A 14,199-nucleotide genomic window follows, 5' to 3' on the forward strand; every position below is an offset into this window, starting at 1 on the left:
CCGCACCCGCCGTGCGGTCTCCGCGCTCAGCGAGGCGACGGACGCAACAGCAGTCGACGCGGGCGCAGGGTGATCCCGATCCGCATGCGGGGATCGGATCCGGGTGCGTGCTCGAAACGGTAGGCGGCGGCCACCACGGCGGTGACGAGCGTGAGTTCCGCCATGGAGAAGTGATCGCTCGGACACTTGCGGTTGCCCAGACCGAACGGGCGCATCGCGTACTTGGGGATCTCCCGGGCCCGCTCCGGTGTCCACCGTCCGGGGTCGAAGACCTCACTCCGGTCGTACGACCGCGGGTCGCGCTGGATCGCGTACGGACTGTAGATGACGTCCGCGCCGGCCGGGAGGTGGTATCCGCCGAGGTCGGTGCCGGTCGTCGCCCGCCGGGTGAGGACCCAGACGGCCGGATGCAACCGCATGGTCTCCACGACGACGCTCGCCGTGTACGCCAGCCGGGGAACGTCCCCGATGGTCAGGGGCCGATCCCCCACCACCGAGGCGACCTCGTCGCGGATGCCGTCGCCGATCTCGGGATGCTCCGTGAGGACGAGCATCAGCGACATGAGCGTGGCGCCCATCGTCTCGCTTCCGGGGGTGAGGACGGCGACGACCTGGTCGTGGATCTCCTGTTCGCCGATCGGTTCCCCGTCCTCGCCTCTCGCCTCCAGCAGGGCGGTGAGCAGGTCGTCCGGGCGGCGCCCGCTCGCGCGACGGTCGGCGACGATCTCGTCCGCCAGCCGGTGCAGGTCGTTCAGGGCGCGGTCGAACTCGCGGTTGCCGGGCAGCGGGACGCGATGGAGCGGCCCCAGCGGGAGGACCATGCGTCGGTACATGCCGCGGAAGAGCGTGGTGAACGCGGCGCAGATCCGATCGGCCTGCGCGTCCATGCCACCTCCCCGCATCAGGCAGCGCGCCGCCACCCGGACGGCCAGTCTGAAGGACTCCGAGGTCATGTCGACGACCGTCGCGGAACGCCACCGCTCCACCAGAGCGTAGGCCTCCTCCACCATCACCGGACCGTACCCGGGGATGGCGTCCAGCCGGAAGGCGGGCTGCATGGTGCGTCGCTGCCGACGGTGGAGCGGGCCGTTGGCGGTGGCGACGCCCTCCTTGCCCAGCAGCCCCTCCAGCGACTCCCAGAGCGGTCCGGCGATGGCGTAGTGCGGGCTGAGCGCGACCTCTCCCGTCAGCTGCGGCGTGGTGACGGCGTAGACGGTCTTGGGGCCGAGGCGGAGGCGGACGACCTCGCCGTCGTCGCGCAGCCGGGTCATGAAGGCCAGTGGGTCACGGGCCAGCCTCCAGCCGTGGCCCAGCAGGGGAACGGCCCCGGCGGCCGGCGGCGGTTCGCGGAGTTCGGCCCCGGGGCCGCGGTGGCGTTCGGTCGCGGGTTCGACGGTCATCGGGAACTCCCTGGGATCGGTCGGTGGTCCGGAGGGTATGGACACGCCTGGGGAATCACTGCCCACCCGGCGCCTCGTCGACCACATAGGGGGGCGTGGAACGATCCGCCCACGCGTCGACCGCGTATCGGCCGGACTCGTGGTGGAACCAGTACACGGAGCTGAACCAGTTCCGCATATCGGCCACACAGGCGCGCACGGCGGCGCCCAGTTCCCTTTCGCGCGCGGTTCCGTCACGGAGTTCGTCGGCGAAGGCCAATGTCGCGCGTTCCGCGTCCATGAACGCGAACACGCATCTCTCGACCCGGCGCCGCACTTCGGCGACGGCCTCGGGCAGGGTCAACCCCTCGTGCACGATGAGGCTGATGCCGAGATTGTGGACCTCTCCACCCGCCAACTCCTTCGGGAGCGAGCAGAGGTCGTTGTACCAGGCGGCGAATTCCTGACTCAGGAGCGCGGCGCGACGGTACGCGGGGTGTTTTCGCACGGCGTCGGGGAGTTCGTGACCCGCGCTCTGTTCCAGGAGGTCGTTCCAGATCGAGTGGGCGAAAGTGAGCCTGCGGAGCGCGAGGTACTCGGCCACGCGGGGGACCCGGCCCAGGGTGCGGTTGTGGAACTCGCGGTCGTAGGCGCCTATCACCTCGACGAAGTGACGGGCGAAGCGGGCGTTCCAGGCCCCTGGCAGGAAGGAGTAGAGCCGACGGACGCCGTCGGCGAACGCCGCCACCAGCGGGTCCTCGTGGTCCAGGTGTTCCTGTGGGGCGTCGAGCACCTGCCCGAGCCGGTCGCGAAGCCGCTGCCAGGCGACGGGGCGCCGGTGGACGACGTCGCGGTCGTGACGGTCGTCCCAGACGAAGAACCAGGCGCTGTAGTCCGCGATGGCCTGGAGAACCTCGTCGGAGGCGCCCAGATAGTAGCCCGCCATGAGATCGGTGTAGCGGAGCCGGTCGGCGTGTTGGGACACCGTGTCCGGCGGCATCAGACGCTTTTCGAGCAGCCAGCCTCGGGTCTCCTCGCGAAGCGTTGGCCAGTATTCGTGGAGTCGTCGGGGAAAGGTGGTCTCGATCACCGGCAACCGAAGTGCGCGCGGCACCGAGACACGCGTCGATGTGGCCGCGGTGTCGGGTGGGAATGAATGCACGAACGAACCCCTCTCATCCGCCGGTGACACACGCCTCGGACGGGAAGAAGCGCGCGCCGTCGGGTATGTCCGCTCACTCCATACAGCACCACGGCGCGGGCTCCGGGAACGGATTCGCTCCCTTCACCACCCCGGGGTGCCGCGTTCTTCTAGGGTGTCGTCCGACGATCTGCAACCGGCGCGCGCGACCTCTCCGAGGGCGGCGGGAAGCACGACGGCGCCCACTCGAAAGACGAGCGGGCGCCGTTACGGCACACGAAAGGGGCGAGGGACGCGGGGAGGTCAGTCGTTGGCGACGACGGGGTAGCGAGGCTCGTTCTCCGCCATCTGACGAAGGGCGTCCTTGCGATCACGCTTGGAGAGCCGATCGATGTAGAGATAGCCGTAGAGATGGTCGGTCTCGTGCTGAAGGCACCGGGCGAAGTAGCCGGTACCGCGCACCTTGATCGGATTGCCCCGCTCGTCCTGCCCGGTCACCTCGGCGTAGTCGGGCCGGGGCAGCGACGCGTACGCCGTCGGCACCGACAGACACCCCTCGTTGCTGTCGTCCAGCCGACGCCGCTCCGCGGGCAGTTCGACGAGTCGAGGGTTGCAGACCACACCGACGTGCCGGGCGCCCTCGTCGTCGGGGCAGTCGTAGACGAAGACCTTCCGGTCCACCCCGATCTGGTTGGCGGCCAACCCCACGCCCTCGGCGGTGCGCTGGCTGGCGAACATGTCCGCGACGAGCTGCCGGAGCTCGTCCCCGAAGTCGGTGACGTCCGCGCACTCCTTGTGCAACACCGGGTTGCCGACCACGGTGATCGGCCGGGACGTGCCGCGCTCACGCCAGTCCGCCTCTCGTCGCTCGCAGTCCTGGGTGTCGACGACGTAGCCGTCGTCGTCCACGGGGAGCACGCCCGCCTCCTGCTGACCGGTGTCCTGCTGCGCCATGACCGACGTACGCCTTCCTCGGGGGATAACGGGGGTGACCTGAATGCTGCAAGGGTACGGGCCGCCGTGCGCCCGCGAGGGCGCGGGACCGTCGTCGGAAGCCGGGCGCGGGCGCGCGACCGCCGTTCGAAGCCCCGGGCGCCCGTCAGCAGACCTCTTCCAGATCCCTCCAGTCCCGGGAATCGGGGCTGTCCGCCACCCAGCTCTCCAGCAACCCCCGGACCAGGGCCGACGGCGCTGCCAGGCCGCATTCCCGCTCCGGGACCCAGAACCGGCCGTCGGTACGGTGGCCCAGCGGTCCCGGATGCCCGGGCTCGCTGTGGTCGTGCGGGTCGAGGTGCTCCCCGTCCCCCTCGTCGGAGGGCATCCGGGACTCCGAGCAGGTCCGGCAGAGCAGGCGCACCGAGGACGACCAGTCCTCGGCGGCGTACCCCGCCTCGGACGCGAGCCGCTCCAGTGCGTCCCGGTCGGCCTCGGTGGCCGCCTCCAGCAGGACCACCCAGGTGGGCACGGGCGAGGGAGCCCACAACTCGATCTCGTCGAAGACGGGGAAGGTCCGCCCCGCCGCCGTGGTGCGCTCGCCGTGCGGCACCCCGTCGTGCAGGACCACCTCGCCCCAGCGTCGGCCGGAGGACGGCAGCGGGATCGAGAGCACCTCGACGCGGGCGGGATCCAGCCGCCTTCCCCAGACCACCTCGGCCTCGCCCTCGGGGGAGAGCCGCACGGCCGCGCTGCCCAGTTCCATGCCGACCGGCTCGCCCGAGTCCTTCCGGGCGCCCGGGGTCCGCAGCCCGTAGGCCTGCCAGGCCCGCCTGGCCAGCGGCCAGTCCTGCAACGCCGTGGCGGCGATGCCCACGTTCCACCAGTCCGGCGCGCCCGCGTCCCGATCCAGCAGCGCCACGGCCCGCAGTCCCGCCGTCCGCGCCTGTTCCCAGTCGTGCCGGAACTTGTACAACAGGGCCAGGTTGAACCAGGACTCCGACAGCCAGGGCTCCAGGTCCGCGGCGCGGGTGAGCAGGGCCCCCGCGTCCTCGTAGCGCCCGTCCCCGATCAGGGTGAAGGCGCGGTCGGTGGCTTTCCGCCAGGAGGCGGACGGCCGATGTCGTCCCTTGCCGAAGATCCTCACGATTCCCGCCTGCCAGTTCCGTCGGTGGGCTGGCCGTGCCGTCCCGCGCCCCCGTACACCCTCTCTCGCGCATCAAACCACGTGCGGCTTGAGGGGCGCTCATTACCCATGGGTTACCCCACCAGGCGGGCGGTAAGACAGGCGAGCCGGGAGCGGCCGTCTCCGGCCCGGGACGCGCGCCGCCCCGCCGGACGGCGGCGGGGACCGCGAAGGGCCGCCGCCCTCGAACGGTCGGGGCGTCGGGGTCCGGCCCCGCCGGGAGCCGTGCGTGGGGCGGCGGCTCAGGACTCCTGAGGCGTCGCGGGCGGGGCCGCGACGTCGTGCTCGGGCACGGACTGTCCGGACCGGATCAGCTCGATCCGCCCCATGACCTTGGCCCGCAGGTCGCCCGGAACGTCGTCGTGTCCGCAGCAGCGCTTGACGAGCTTCTTCACGGCCTGCTCCAGGCCGTACTTCTCCAGGCAGGGCGAGCACTCGTCGATGTGGTGCCGGAACTTCTCGCGATCGGCGTCCGGCATCTCGCTGTCGAGGAACTCGTACAGGTGGTCGAGGATCTCGCCACAGTCCGTCTCGTGCGGGTCGCCGCAACTCATGAGCCCGAGCCCTTCGCCTCGTTCGACTCCCCCGCACCGGCCGGAACCAGTCCGCGCTCGCGCGCGTAGTCCTCCAACATGCCGCGCAGCTGCCGGCGGCCCCGGTGGAGCCTGGACATCACGGTGCCGATCGGCGTCCCCATGATGTCCGCGATCTCCTTGTACGCGAAACCCTCGACGTCCGCCAGGTAGACGGCGATGCGGAACTCCTCGGGGATCGCCTGGAGCGCTTCCTTCACGTCCGAGTCGGGGAGGTGGTCGAGCGCCTGCGACTCGGCCGAGCGCAGCCCGGTCGACATGTGCGACTCCGCGCGGGCGAGCTGCCAGTCCTCGATCTCCTCCGCGGCGCTGCGCTGGGGCTCCCGCTGCTTCTTGCGGTAGGAGTTGATGAAGGTGTTGGTGAGAATCCGGTAGAGCCACGCCTTGAGGTTGGTGCCCTCGCGGAACTGGTGGAAGGAGGCGTACGCCTTGGCGTAGGTCTCCTGCACCAGGTCCTCGGCGTCCGCGGGGTTGCGCGTCATGCGGAGGCCCGCCGAGTACATCTGGTCGAGGAACTCCAACGCGTCGCGCTCGAAGCGCGCGCTGCGCTCCGCGCTCGTCTCCGCGTCGGACCCGCGGCCCTCGGCGTGCTCCGCCTGGCCGTCGGTCCCTCCGTCGGTGCCGGTGACCGGACCCACCTCCTCCAGTGGCGTCGCGAGACCGCCTCCGGCCTCGCCCGAATCGGAGGATAGACGACGATCCGGCCGCGCGCCGGTCCGGGGCGCGTGCAGCACCGTCCAGTCCAGCTCCGGCCTGCCATCCCGGCCCACGCCCGACTCCGACGAGCCCGCGCCGGGCGCCGGGGCCGTCCGGGCGCCGGCGGCGGGCGGGCAAGAGATCGCACCCATGCGGCGGACTTCCTCTCCTACGACTGTGTCCCCTTCGTACGGGGCCGATCACGGCGCCGTACGTCCGCCTCAACAGTGGCCGAACGCGCGGCATTCCCGGGGGCCGGCGCCAGAGTCCCGGTCCATGCCACGACGGCGTCGGTGATCACGGCAAGAGCCTCGCCCTGAGTGACCGGGGCTCTGGCCGGCACCGCGAAGCCGTGGTCGGCATGGGCCACCTCGACCAGCTCGTGGGGTCCCGGCGGGAACTCCTCCGGCTTCCCGAAGGCGTCCCTACCCCCCTGCACGACCAGACACCGCACGTCCGCGCCGGGCAGTTCCTCCGCCCGCGAACGCTCGGGTCGCCCCGGCGGGTGCAACGGGAAGGCGAGCGCCAGCACGGCCCGGGCGCCCAGCGCGGCGGCGGTGCGGCACGCGACGCGGGCCCCCGCGCTGCGCCCGCCGGCGACCACCGGCGACCCCGGACGCCCCAAGGCGGGCCAGACCTCCTCCCATCCGGCGTCCAGTGTCCTCGGCGCGGGCGCCACCCGTTTGCCGGCCACCCGCCACGGCTGCTCGACCAAGGCCACCGTCACCCCGTGCGGGGGCAGGGCATCGGCAAGTGCTCGCAGGTCGCGGGCGCCGACACCACCGCCGGCACCGTGGCCCAGCGCCAGGGTGAGCCTGGCGTCGGGCGCGCGGTGCCAGGTGATCCGCGCGACCCCGACCCGGGTGGGCACGTCCTCCGTCTCCGCCGTCACGTCCGTGTCCTCCACCACTCGCAGCGCGCCACTTCCGGTCGTCCCCTCTCGCGGTCGCCCGCATCACCACGGGAAAGGGTGGTGATCCCGGGCCTCAGAAGAGTGTCCCCGCCTCCGGCGCGTCCAGCTCCTCGATCAGCTCCGGACCGTTGCCACGCACGCTGCTCACCGCCGTGGAGACGGGGTACGCACGCATCAGACCGGCGGGTGGAGGCTCCAGCAGGGGCGCCAGCTGGTCCCTCCGAGTGTGGGTCGGGTCCAGCCAGGCGTCCCAACGGTCCGGCGTCAGCATCAGCGGCATACGGGGATGGATGTCCGCCAGGCAGGTCGGCCCCGCGGCGGGCGCGACCGCGAGAGGCGTGCTCTCCGCCTCCGTGGTGATCACCGAGCAGGTCGCCCACCACGCCCGGGGATGCTCGTCGGGCAGAGTGCGATCCCGCCAGAACTCGTAGAGACCGGCCATGGCGAGGACGGAGCCGTCGGCGGGCGTCACGAAGTACGGCTGCTTGCGGGGGCGTTTCCGACGCCCCTCGACCTCCAACTCCCGTTCCTCGGGGCCGGTCGCCCACTCGTAGTAGCCGTCGGCGGGCAGCAGACACCGTCGGGCGGCGAACGCGCGACGGTAGGACGGCTTCTCGTGCACGGTCTCCGCCCGAGCGTTGATCATCCGCGCGGCGCCCTCGGGGGTCCTGGCCCAGGAAGGGACCAGACCCCACCGGAGTCTGCGCAGTTGGCGAACGGGACGTGGCCGGGGGTCGCCCTTGAGGGGACGGTCCAGGACGGCGTGGACGTCCTTGGTGGGAGCCACGTTCCAGTCGGGCTCCAGGGCTTCCTCGGGCTCCCACCTCTCGATCTCGAAGATCCCGGCGAGTTCCTCCGGACTCCGACTGGCCGCGTACCGTCCGCACATCTGTCTTCACCCCTCCGACACCCGGGGACACCGGGTCGCGCACCGGACACACCCCAGGTTGACATCCTCCACCGCCACCATCCCCTCGGGACTCCCCCACCCCGGGTCGGACGCCGCTTCCCGCGGCGGGAGCCGGCCGGCGCGCCGCTCCCAGGAACGATTTCCGCCACACCGACGTCTCACCTACCGTCCGCACATCCGCGCGACAATGCCGGCGGCCACGTCACACCGAGGAGGGACTCCCCGCACCGATGGACAGCCCGCAGAGCCCGATGGGCGGTATCGCCTCCATGCCACTCGCCTCCCTCTGGGACGAGGTGTGGGGCGGACAGCCCGCGCCCGAGCTGTGGGTGGTGATCGCGACGCTGGCTCTCGCCCTGGCCGCCGTCGTCCCGCGGACGACGTGGCGAGTGACCCGCAACGCCGTCACCATCGCCCACGAGGGCGGCCACGGGCTGGTGGCGCTGCTCACCGGGCGGTCGCTGACCGGTATCCGGCTGCACTCCGACACCAGCGGTCTCACGGTGAGCCGGGGCAAGCCCCGAGGGCTCGGGATGATCCTGACCGCCGCCGCCGGGTACCCCGCCCCGTCGCTGTTGGGCCTGGGTGGAGCGGTGTTGCTGGCCGACGGTCGGATCACCCTCTCGCTGTGGCTGGCGACGGGCTTGCTCGTGGCCCTGCTGGTCATGGTCCGCAACGCCTACGGGGTGCTCACCGTCGTGCTGACGGGAGGCACCTTCCTCCTGGTGTCGTGGCTGGCCGGACCGCAGACGCAGGCCGCCTTCGCCTACACCTCGGTGTGGTTCCTGCTGCTGGGCGGGGTCCGGCCGGCCCTCGAACTCCAGGTGAGGCGGGCCCGCGAGGGCGCGACCGACTCGGACGCCGACCAACTCGCCCGGCTCACGCACGCGCCGGCGGGAGTGTGGTTCCTCCTGTTCCACACCGTGTCCCTGTGCTCGCTGCTCGGCGGGGGAGCCCGCCTCCTGGCGACCTGAGCGGTTCGGACGTATCCGACCCGGTTCGGGCAAGATCTCCGTCGGTGTCGCAGCCATTAAAGTGGGGGCATGCCCTCGAATGCCGCAGACACCGCCCTCTGGCCCGCACCGCACGCGACCGGAGCCGTCGACGCGACGGTGCACGTGCCCGGGTCGAAGTCGGTGACCAATCGCGCCCTCGTCCTCGCCGCTCTCGCGGCCGAGCCGGGCTGGCTGCGCCGCCCGCTGCGTTCACGGGACACCCTGCTGATGGCCAAAGCCCTGCGGGCGATGGGAGTGGCGATCGAGGAGGGTGTGGGGCCCGACGGAACCGGCGAGTTCTGGCGGGTGGTGCCGGCGGGGCTGCGCGGCCCGGCCTCGATCGACGTGGGCAACGCGGGCACGGTCATGCGGTTCCTGCCGCCGGTCGCGGCGCTCGCCGACGGCCCGGTGCGGTTCGACGGCGACCCCCGGTCCCACGAGCGCCCCCTCGGCGGGGTGATCGACGCGCTGCGGGTGCTCGGCGCCCGGATCGACGACGACGGCCGCGGCGCGCTCCCGCTCACCGTCCACGGGAGCGGGGCCGTCGACGGCGGCCGGGTCTCCGTCGACGCCTCCTCCTCCTCGCAGTTCGTCTCCGCGTTGCTGCTGTCGGCACCGCGCTACAACCAGGGGATCGAGGTCCGGCACACCGGCTCCACACTCCCCTCGATGCCTCACATCCGGATGACCGTCGACATGCTGCGCGCGGTGGGGGCCCAGGTGGACACCCCGGAGTCGGGCGGCGAGCCGAACGTGTGGCGGGTGACACCCGGCGCTCTCCTGGGCCGTGACCTGACCATCGAGCCCGACCTCTCCAACGCCCAGCCGTTCCTCGCGGCGGCCCTGGTGACGGGCGGAAGGGTCGTCGTGCCCGACTGGCCGGCCCGGACCACCCAGCCCGGGGACCGATTGCGCGAGATCTTCACCGAGATGGGCGGCGCCTGCGAGCTGACCGACCACGGGCTGGTCCTCACCGGGTCGGGCACCGTCCACGGCATCGACGTCGATCTGAGCGAGGTCGGCGAGCTGACGCCCGGCATCGCGGCCCTCGCCGCGCTGGCCGACTCGCCCTCCACCCTGCGCGGCGTGGCGCATCTGCGACTGCACGAGACGGACCGACTGGCCGCGCTGACCAAGGAGATCAACGGCCTCGGCGGAGACGTCACGGAGACCGCGGACGGCCTGCGTGTTCGCCCCCGCCCCCTGCGCGGTGGTGTCTTCCACACCTACGAGGACCACCGCATGGCCACGGCCGGCGCGATCCTGGGCCTCGCCGTCGACGGTGTACGCGTGGAGAACGTGGCGACCACGGCGAAGACCATGCCCGACTTCCCCGACCTGTGGGCCGGGATGCTCGGGGCATAGGGGTTCAGCGCCATGCGCCGGTACGGCAAGCACACCGACGAGGACGACATCCGGGCGCGTCCCGGCCGCCGGGGCAACCGGCCCCGGACGAACATCCGGCCCAAGCACGACGACGCGGCCGAGGGCATGGTGCTCACCGTCGACCGGGGCCGCCTGACCTGCCTTGTCGATGGCCGTTCGGTCATGGCCATGAAGGCCCGCGAACTCGGCCGCAAGGCGGCGGTCGTCGGCGACCGGGTGGCGCTCGTCGGGGATCTGTCCGGAGCCCGGGACACACTGGCACGGATCGTCCGAATCGAGGAACGCACCTCGGTGTTGCGTCGCACCGCCGACGACGACGACCCCTACGAGCGGGTCGTGGTCGCCAACGCCGACCAGCTCGCGATCGTCACCGCGTTGGCCGACCCGGAGCCCCGCCCCCGACTGATCGACCGCTGCCTGGTCGCCGCGTACGACGGCGGTCTCGCCCCTCTTCTCGTACTGACCAAGTCGGATCTGGCGCCGCCGGACGACCTGCTGGAGCTGTACGGGGCGCTGGACATCCCCCACGTCGTCACCGACCGGGAGGAACTGGAGCACGGAACGGCGGCCGACCGGGTTCGCGAGCACCTGGAGGACAAGGTCACCGCCTTCGTCGGCCACTCGGGCGTGGGCAAGACCACGCTGGTCAACGCCCTCGTCACACCGGCACGCCAACGCACGACGGGCCGGGTGAACGCGGTGACGGGCCGAGGCCGGCACACCACCACGTCCGCTTTGGCCCTGCCGCTCGACGGCGAGGCCGGATGGGTGGTCGACACCCCCGGCATCCGCTCCTTCGGGCTCGCCCACGTCGAGCCCTCGCGGGTGATCCACGCCTTCCCCGACCTGGAGCCCGGCACCGCCCGGTGCCCCAGGGCGTGCAGCCACGACGAACCCGACTGCGCGCTCCCGACCTGGGTGTCGGAGGGCCACGCCGATCCCGCGCGGCTGCGCTCGCTGCACCGGCTGCTCTCGACGCGCGACCGCAGGGAAGGCGACTGACGCCCCGCCACCGGGAAGCGGGCCGCGAGGGACCCGCGAGAGCCCATGTCCGACCGCGCGCCGGGACCCTCGGTGGTTTGCCCGACCGCGGCTTTGGTAAGTGCATAATCGCACCGAGCCGGACCGGGTCCGGAAGCCACCGGGCGCCGCGGCCCGGTCGCGGTTCGGGGACGACGGGAGGACCGACATGGCGTGGCTGCTGGTCGTGGTGGCCGGGGTGCTGGAGACCGGCTTCGCCGTGTGCCTCAAGCTCTCGCACGGCTTCACCCGCCTCTGGCCGACGATCGCCTTCGCCGCCTTCGCCCTGGGGAGCTTCGGCCTGCTGACCCTCGCGCTGAAGAAGCTCGACGTGGGGCCGGCCTACGCGGTGTGGACGGGCATCGGCGCCGCCGGAACCGCGATCTACGGCATGGTGTTCCTGGGCGACCTGGTCTCCACCCTGAAGATCGTCTCCATCAGCCTGGTGATCATCGGTGTCATCGGGCTCCAGTTGTCCGGATCGACCCACTGAGAGTCCGGACGCCGGCGCGGGGAAGCGCCGGGCTGGGCCCGAGGGCGGGCGTGGCACGACGCGCCCCGGGGTGGCCGCGCGTCGATCAGGGCACGCTACGGTGGCGGTATGCCCGATTACCTCGACGATCTGCGCCTCGCCCACGTTCTCGCGGACGCGGCCGACGCGGCGACCATGGACCGCTTCAAGGCGATCGACCTCCGGGTCGAGACCAAACCGGACATGACCCCGGTCAGCGAGGCGGATCGGGCCGCGGAGGAACTGATCCGAGGTCAACTCGCCCGCGCCCGACCCCGTGACGCGGTCCTGGGCGAGGAGTACGGCACCGAGGGCACCGGCCCCCGCCGCTGGGTGATCGACCCGATCGACGGGACCAAGAACTACGTGCGCGGCGTGCCGGTGTGGGCGACGCTGATCGCCCTGATGGAAGCCGGGGAGACCGGCTACGAACCGGTGGTCGGATTGGTCTCCGCACCCGCGCTCGGCCGCCGCTGGTGGGCCGCACGGGGCCACGGCGCCTTCGCGGGACGCAATCTGACCTCGGCCTCCCGCCTGCGGGTCTCCAGCGTCCCACGGCTCGGCGACGCCTCCTTCGCGTACTCCTCGCTCGGCGGCTGGGAGGAACAGGGCCGACTGCCCGGCTTCCTGGACCTGACACGGGAGGTGTGGCGCACCCGCGCCTACGGAGACTTCTGGCCGTACATGCTCGTCGCCGAGGGTGCCGTGGACATCTGTGCGGAGCCGGAACTGTCGCTGTGGGACATGGCGGCGAACGCGATCGTGGTGACGGAGGCCGGCGGCGCCTTCACGAGCCTCGACGGTCGCCCCGGGCCGCACGGCGGCAACGCCGCCGCGTCCAACGGTCTGCTCCACGACGACCTGCTGGAGCGCCTGCGGTCCCGCGCCTGACCTCCGCCGGTCGCCCCGCCCCGGACACCGAACGGGCCGGACCCCCCGTGAGGAGGAGTCCGGCCCGTGGCCACGACAAGCGGTCCAGTGCTGGAATCAGCCGCGCAGGGCCTGGACGGCGGCCTCCAGCCGCTTGCCGAAGTCGTCGTCCGCCTTGCGGAAGTTGCCGATCGCGCGCTCGGCGATGTCCTGGCGCGAGACCTGGGCGATGTCGGCGGCGAGGTTGGCGATCAGGCGCTCCTTCTCGTCCTCGGCCATCAGGCGGTAGAGGTTCCCGGCCTGGACGAAGTCGTCGTCCTCGGCGTGGGCGGGGGCCGCGTGGTCGCCTGTGACACCCGCGACGGGGGCCGGCTGCCACAGGGGACGGTCCGTCTGCGCGGGCCCGCCGAAACTGTTCGGCTCATAGTTCTTGGCGCCCTTGTGTCGACCGTCGTACAGCACGCCGTCCCGGGCGTAGGTGCGCGCCTCGGTGGCGTGGGGGCGATTCACCGGCAGGTGGTCGGCGTTGACTCCGACGCGGTAGCGGTGGGCGTCGCCGTATCCGAAGAGGCGGCCCTGGAGCATCTTGTCCGGGGACGGCCCGATGCCCGGCACGAAGTGGGCCGGCGAGAAGATCGACTGCTCGACCTCGGCGAAGATGTTCTCCGGGTTGCGGTCGAGCCGCAGGGTGCCGATCTCGACGACCGGGTAGTCGGCGTGCGACCAGACCTTGGTGAGATCGAACGGGTTGAACCGGTAACTCGCGGCCTCTGCGGCGGGCATGATCTGCACCCCGACCGTCCAGGTCGGGTAGTCGCCGCGTTCGATCGCCTCGCGCAGGTCGCGCTGGTGCGAGTCGGGGTCCTCGCCCGCGACCCTGGCCGCCTCGGCGGCGGTCAGGTTCTTGATTCCCTGGTCGGTCTTGAAGTGGTACTTGACCCAGAACACCTCGCCCGCGGCGTTGTTCCACTGGAAGGTGTGCGACCCGAAGCCGTCCATGTGGCGGTAGGAGGCGGGGATGCCGCGATCGCCGAAGAGCCAGGTCACCTGGTGGGTGCTCTCCGGGCTCAGACTCCAGAAGTCCCAGACGTTGTCCGGTTCCTGGGACCCGGTGTAGGGGTCGCGCTTCTGCGTGTGGATGAAGTCGGGGAACTTGATCGCGTCCTTGATGAAGAACACGGGGGTGTTGTTGCCGACGAGGTCGTAGTTGCCCTCCTCGGTGTAGAACTTGACCGCGAAACCTCGCGGGTCACGGACGGCGTCCGCCGAACCGAGGTTGCCGGCGACGGTGGAGAAGCGGAGGAAGACCTCGGTCTCCCGACCGATCTCGGAGAGGAAGTCGGCACGGGTGTAGGGGGTCACGTCCGCCGTCACGGTGAAGGTGCCGTAGGCGCCGGCACCCCGGGCGTGCACGACCCGCTCCGGGATGCGCTCCCGGTTGAAGTGCGCCAGCTTCTCCAGCAGGTGCTGGTCCTGGACGAGCACGGGACCGCCGACCCCGGCGGTCTCGCTGTTCTGGTTGTCGGCCACCGGGGCTCCGGCCTCCGTGGTGAGCGGTATCCGAGTCACGTGCGCCTCCTCCGCCCTACCGGCGAAATCGTGGGTTCCTGTCCCTTGGCTGATGCCGAACAGAATCCTACAATAGACATGGTCTAAGTCAAACACG

Annotated in this window: 14 protein-coding genes; 5 read left to right on the forward strand and 9 right to left on the reverse strand. The window is 71.7% G+C overall.

Annotated elements, in window-relative coordinates; all coding sequences use genetic code 11:
* Nucleotides 1-26: 26 nt before the first annotated feature.
* The 8 genes from JEK78_RS06255 to JEK78_RS06290 all read right to left on the reverse strand — a co-directional run bounded on the left by JEK78_RS06255 (nt 27) and on the right by JEK78_RS06290 (nt 7,730).
* Nucleotides 27-1,400, reverse strand: a complete 1,374-nt coding sequence (locus JEK78_RS06255) for a cytochrome P450 (protein WP_200263113.1) — start codon at nt 1,398-1,400, stop codon at nt 27-29.
* Between the two features lie 55 nt (nt 1,401-1,455).
* Nucleotides 1,456-2,493 (reverse strand): multidrug MFS transporter, encoded by a 1,038-nt coding sequence (locus JEK78_RS06260; protein ID WP_242483284.1) that lies wholly within the window; start codon nt 2,491-2,493, stop codon nt 1,456-1,458.
* Between the two features lie 330 nt (nt 2,494-2,823).
* Complete coding sequence (def, locus tag JEK78_RS06265; RefSeq protein ID WP_200263115.1) at nt 2,824-3,474, reverse strand: peptide deformylase; 651 nt, start codon at nt 3,472-3,474, stop codon at nt 2,824-2,826.
* Nucleotides 3,475-3,619: 145 nt separating this feature from the next.
* Nucleotides 3,620-4,600 carry a tetratricopeptide repeat protein gene (locus JEK78_RS06270; RefSeq protein WP_200263116.1) on the reverse strand — a complete coding sequence of 327 codons (981 nt, stop codon included), beginning with the start codon at nt 4,598-4,600 and terminating at the stop codon, nt 3,620-3,622.
* Nucleotides 4,601-4,881: 281 nt separating this feature from the next.
* The gene (rsrA, locus tag JEK78_RS06275) at nt 4,882-5,193 is read right to left on the reverse strand and encodes a mycothiol system anti-sigma-R factor (RefSeq protein ID WP_200263117.1); all 312 of its coding nucleotides are present in this window, start codon (nt 5,191-5,193) and stop codon (nt 4,882-4,884) included.
* Nucleotides 5,190-5,870: an RNA polymerase sigma factor SigR gene (sigR, locus tag JEK78_RS06280; RefSeq protein ID WP_200264017.1), complete on the reverse strand. Its 681-nt coding sequence runs from the start codon at nt 5,868-5,870 to the stop codon at nt 5,190-5,192. The genes rsrA and sigR overlap by 4 nt, the downstream gene beginning before the upstream one ends.
* Nucleotides 5,871-6,097: 227 nt before the next feature.
* Complete coding sequence (locus JEK78_RS06285; RefSeq protein WP_242483285.1) at nt 6,098-6,820, reverse strand: alpha/beta family hydrolase; 723 nt, start codon at nt 6,818-6,820, stop codon at nt 6,098-6,100.
* A 94-nt stretch (nt 6,821-6,914) separates the two neighbouring features.
* Nucleotides 6,915-7,730, reverse strand: a complete 816-nt coding sequence (locus JEK78_RS06290) for an SOS response-associated peptidase (protein ID WP_200263118.1) — start codon at nt 7,728-7,730, stop codon at nt 6,915-6,917.
* A 272-nt stretch (nt 7,731-8,002) separates the two neighbouring features.
* Between JEK78_RS06290 and JEK78_RS06295 the strand changes: the two genes are divergently transcribed.
* The 5 genes from JEK78_RS06295 (at nt 8,003) to hisN (ending at nt 12,554) form a co-directional block, all read left to right on the forward strand.
* Entirely contained in the window at nt 8,003-8,725 is a 723-nt protein-coding gene (locus JEK78_RS06295; protein ID WP_200264018.1) for a M50 family metallopeptidase, read from the forward strand.
* Between the two features lie 69 nt (nt 8,726-8,794).
* Nucleotides 8,795-10,111 carry a 3-phosphoshikimate 1-carboxyvinyltransferase gene (aroA, locus tag JEK78_RS06300; protein WP_200263119.1) on the forward strand — a complete coding sequence of 439 codons (1,317 nt, stop codon included), beginning with the start codon at nt 8,795-8,797 and terminating at the stop codon, nt 10,109-10,111.
* Nucleotides 10,112-10,123: 12 nt separating this feature from the next.
* The gene (gene rsgA, locus JEK78_RS06305; RefSeq protein WP_200263120.1) at nt 10,124-11,134 is read left to right on the forward strand and encodes a ribosome small subunit-dependent GTPase A; all 1,011 of its coding nucleotides are present in this window, start codon (nt 10,124-10,126) and stop codon (nt 11,132-11,134) included.
* Between the two features lie 187 nt (nt 11,135-11,321).
* Entirely contained in the window at nt 11,322-11,645 is a 324-nt protein-coding gene (locus JEK78_RS06310) for a multidrug efflux SMR transporter (protein WP_200263121.1), read from the forward strand.
* Between the two features lie 108 nt (nt 11,646-11,753).
* The gene (gene hisN / locus JEK78_RS06315) at nt 11,754-12,554 is read left to right on the forward strand and encodes a histidinol-phosphatase (protein WP_200263122.1); all 801 of its coding nucleotides are present in this window, start codon (nt 11,754-11,756) and stop codon (nt 12,552-12,554) included.
* Between the two features lie 96 nt (nt 12,555-12,650).
* Here hisN and JEK78_RS06320 read toward each other — a convergent pair whose 3' ends face one another.
* A complete protein-coding gene (locus JEK78_RS06320) occupies nt 12,651-14,102 on the reverse strand; it encodes a catalase (protein ID WP_200263123.1) in 1,452 nt (483 codons plus the stop codon).
* Nucleotides 14,103-14,199 lie beyond the last annotated feature (97 nt).

This window comes from Streptomyces sp. HSG2 (assembly GCF_016598575.1).
Lineage (GTDB): Bacteria > Actinomycetota > Actinomycetes > Streptomycetales > Streptomycetaceae > Streptomyces.

Coding starts and splice junctions, on each gene's coding strand:
- JEK78_RS06255 (WP_200263113.1), bottom strand. CDS start 1,400: ATGACCGTCGAACCCGCGACCGAACGCCACCGCGGCCCCGGGGCCGAA.
- rsrA (WP_200263117.1), bottom strand. CDS start 5,193: ATGAGTTGCGGCGACCCGCACGAGACGGACTGTGGCGAGATCCTCGAC.
- JEK78_RS06310 (WP_200263121.1), top strand. CDS start 11,322: ATGGCGTGGCTGCTGGTCGTGGTGGCCGGGGTGCTGGAGACCGGCTTC.
- rsgA (WP_200263120.1), top strand. CDS start 10,124: ATGCGCCGGTACGGCAAGCACACCGACGAGGACGACATCCGGGCGCGT.
- JEK78_RS06295 (WP_200264018.1), top strand. CDS start 8,003: ATGGGCGGTATCGCCTCCATGCCACTCGCCTCCCTCTGGGACGAGGTG.
- JEK78_RS06290 (WP_200263118.1), bottom strand. CDS start 7,730: ATGTGCGGACGGTACGCGGCCAGTCGGAGTCCGGAGGAACTCGCCGGG.
- hisN (WP_200263122.1), top strand. CDS start 11,754: ATGCCCGATTACCTCGACGATCTGCGCCTCGCCCACGTTCTCGCGGAC.
- aroA (WP_200263119.1), top strand. CDS start 8,795: ATGCCCTCGAATGCCGCAGACACCGCCCTCTGGCCCGCACCGCACGCG.
- def (WP_200263115.1), bottom strand. CDS start 3,474: ATGGCGCAGCAGGACACCGGTCAGCAGGAGGCGGGCGTGCTCCCCGTG.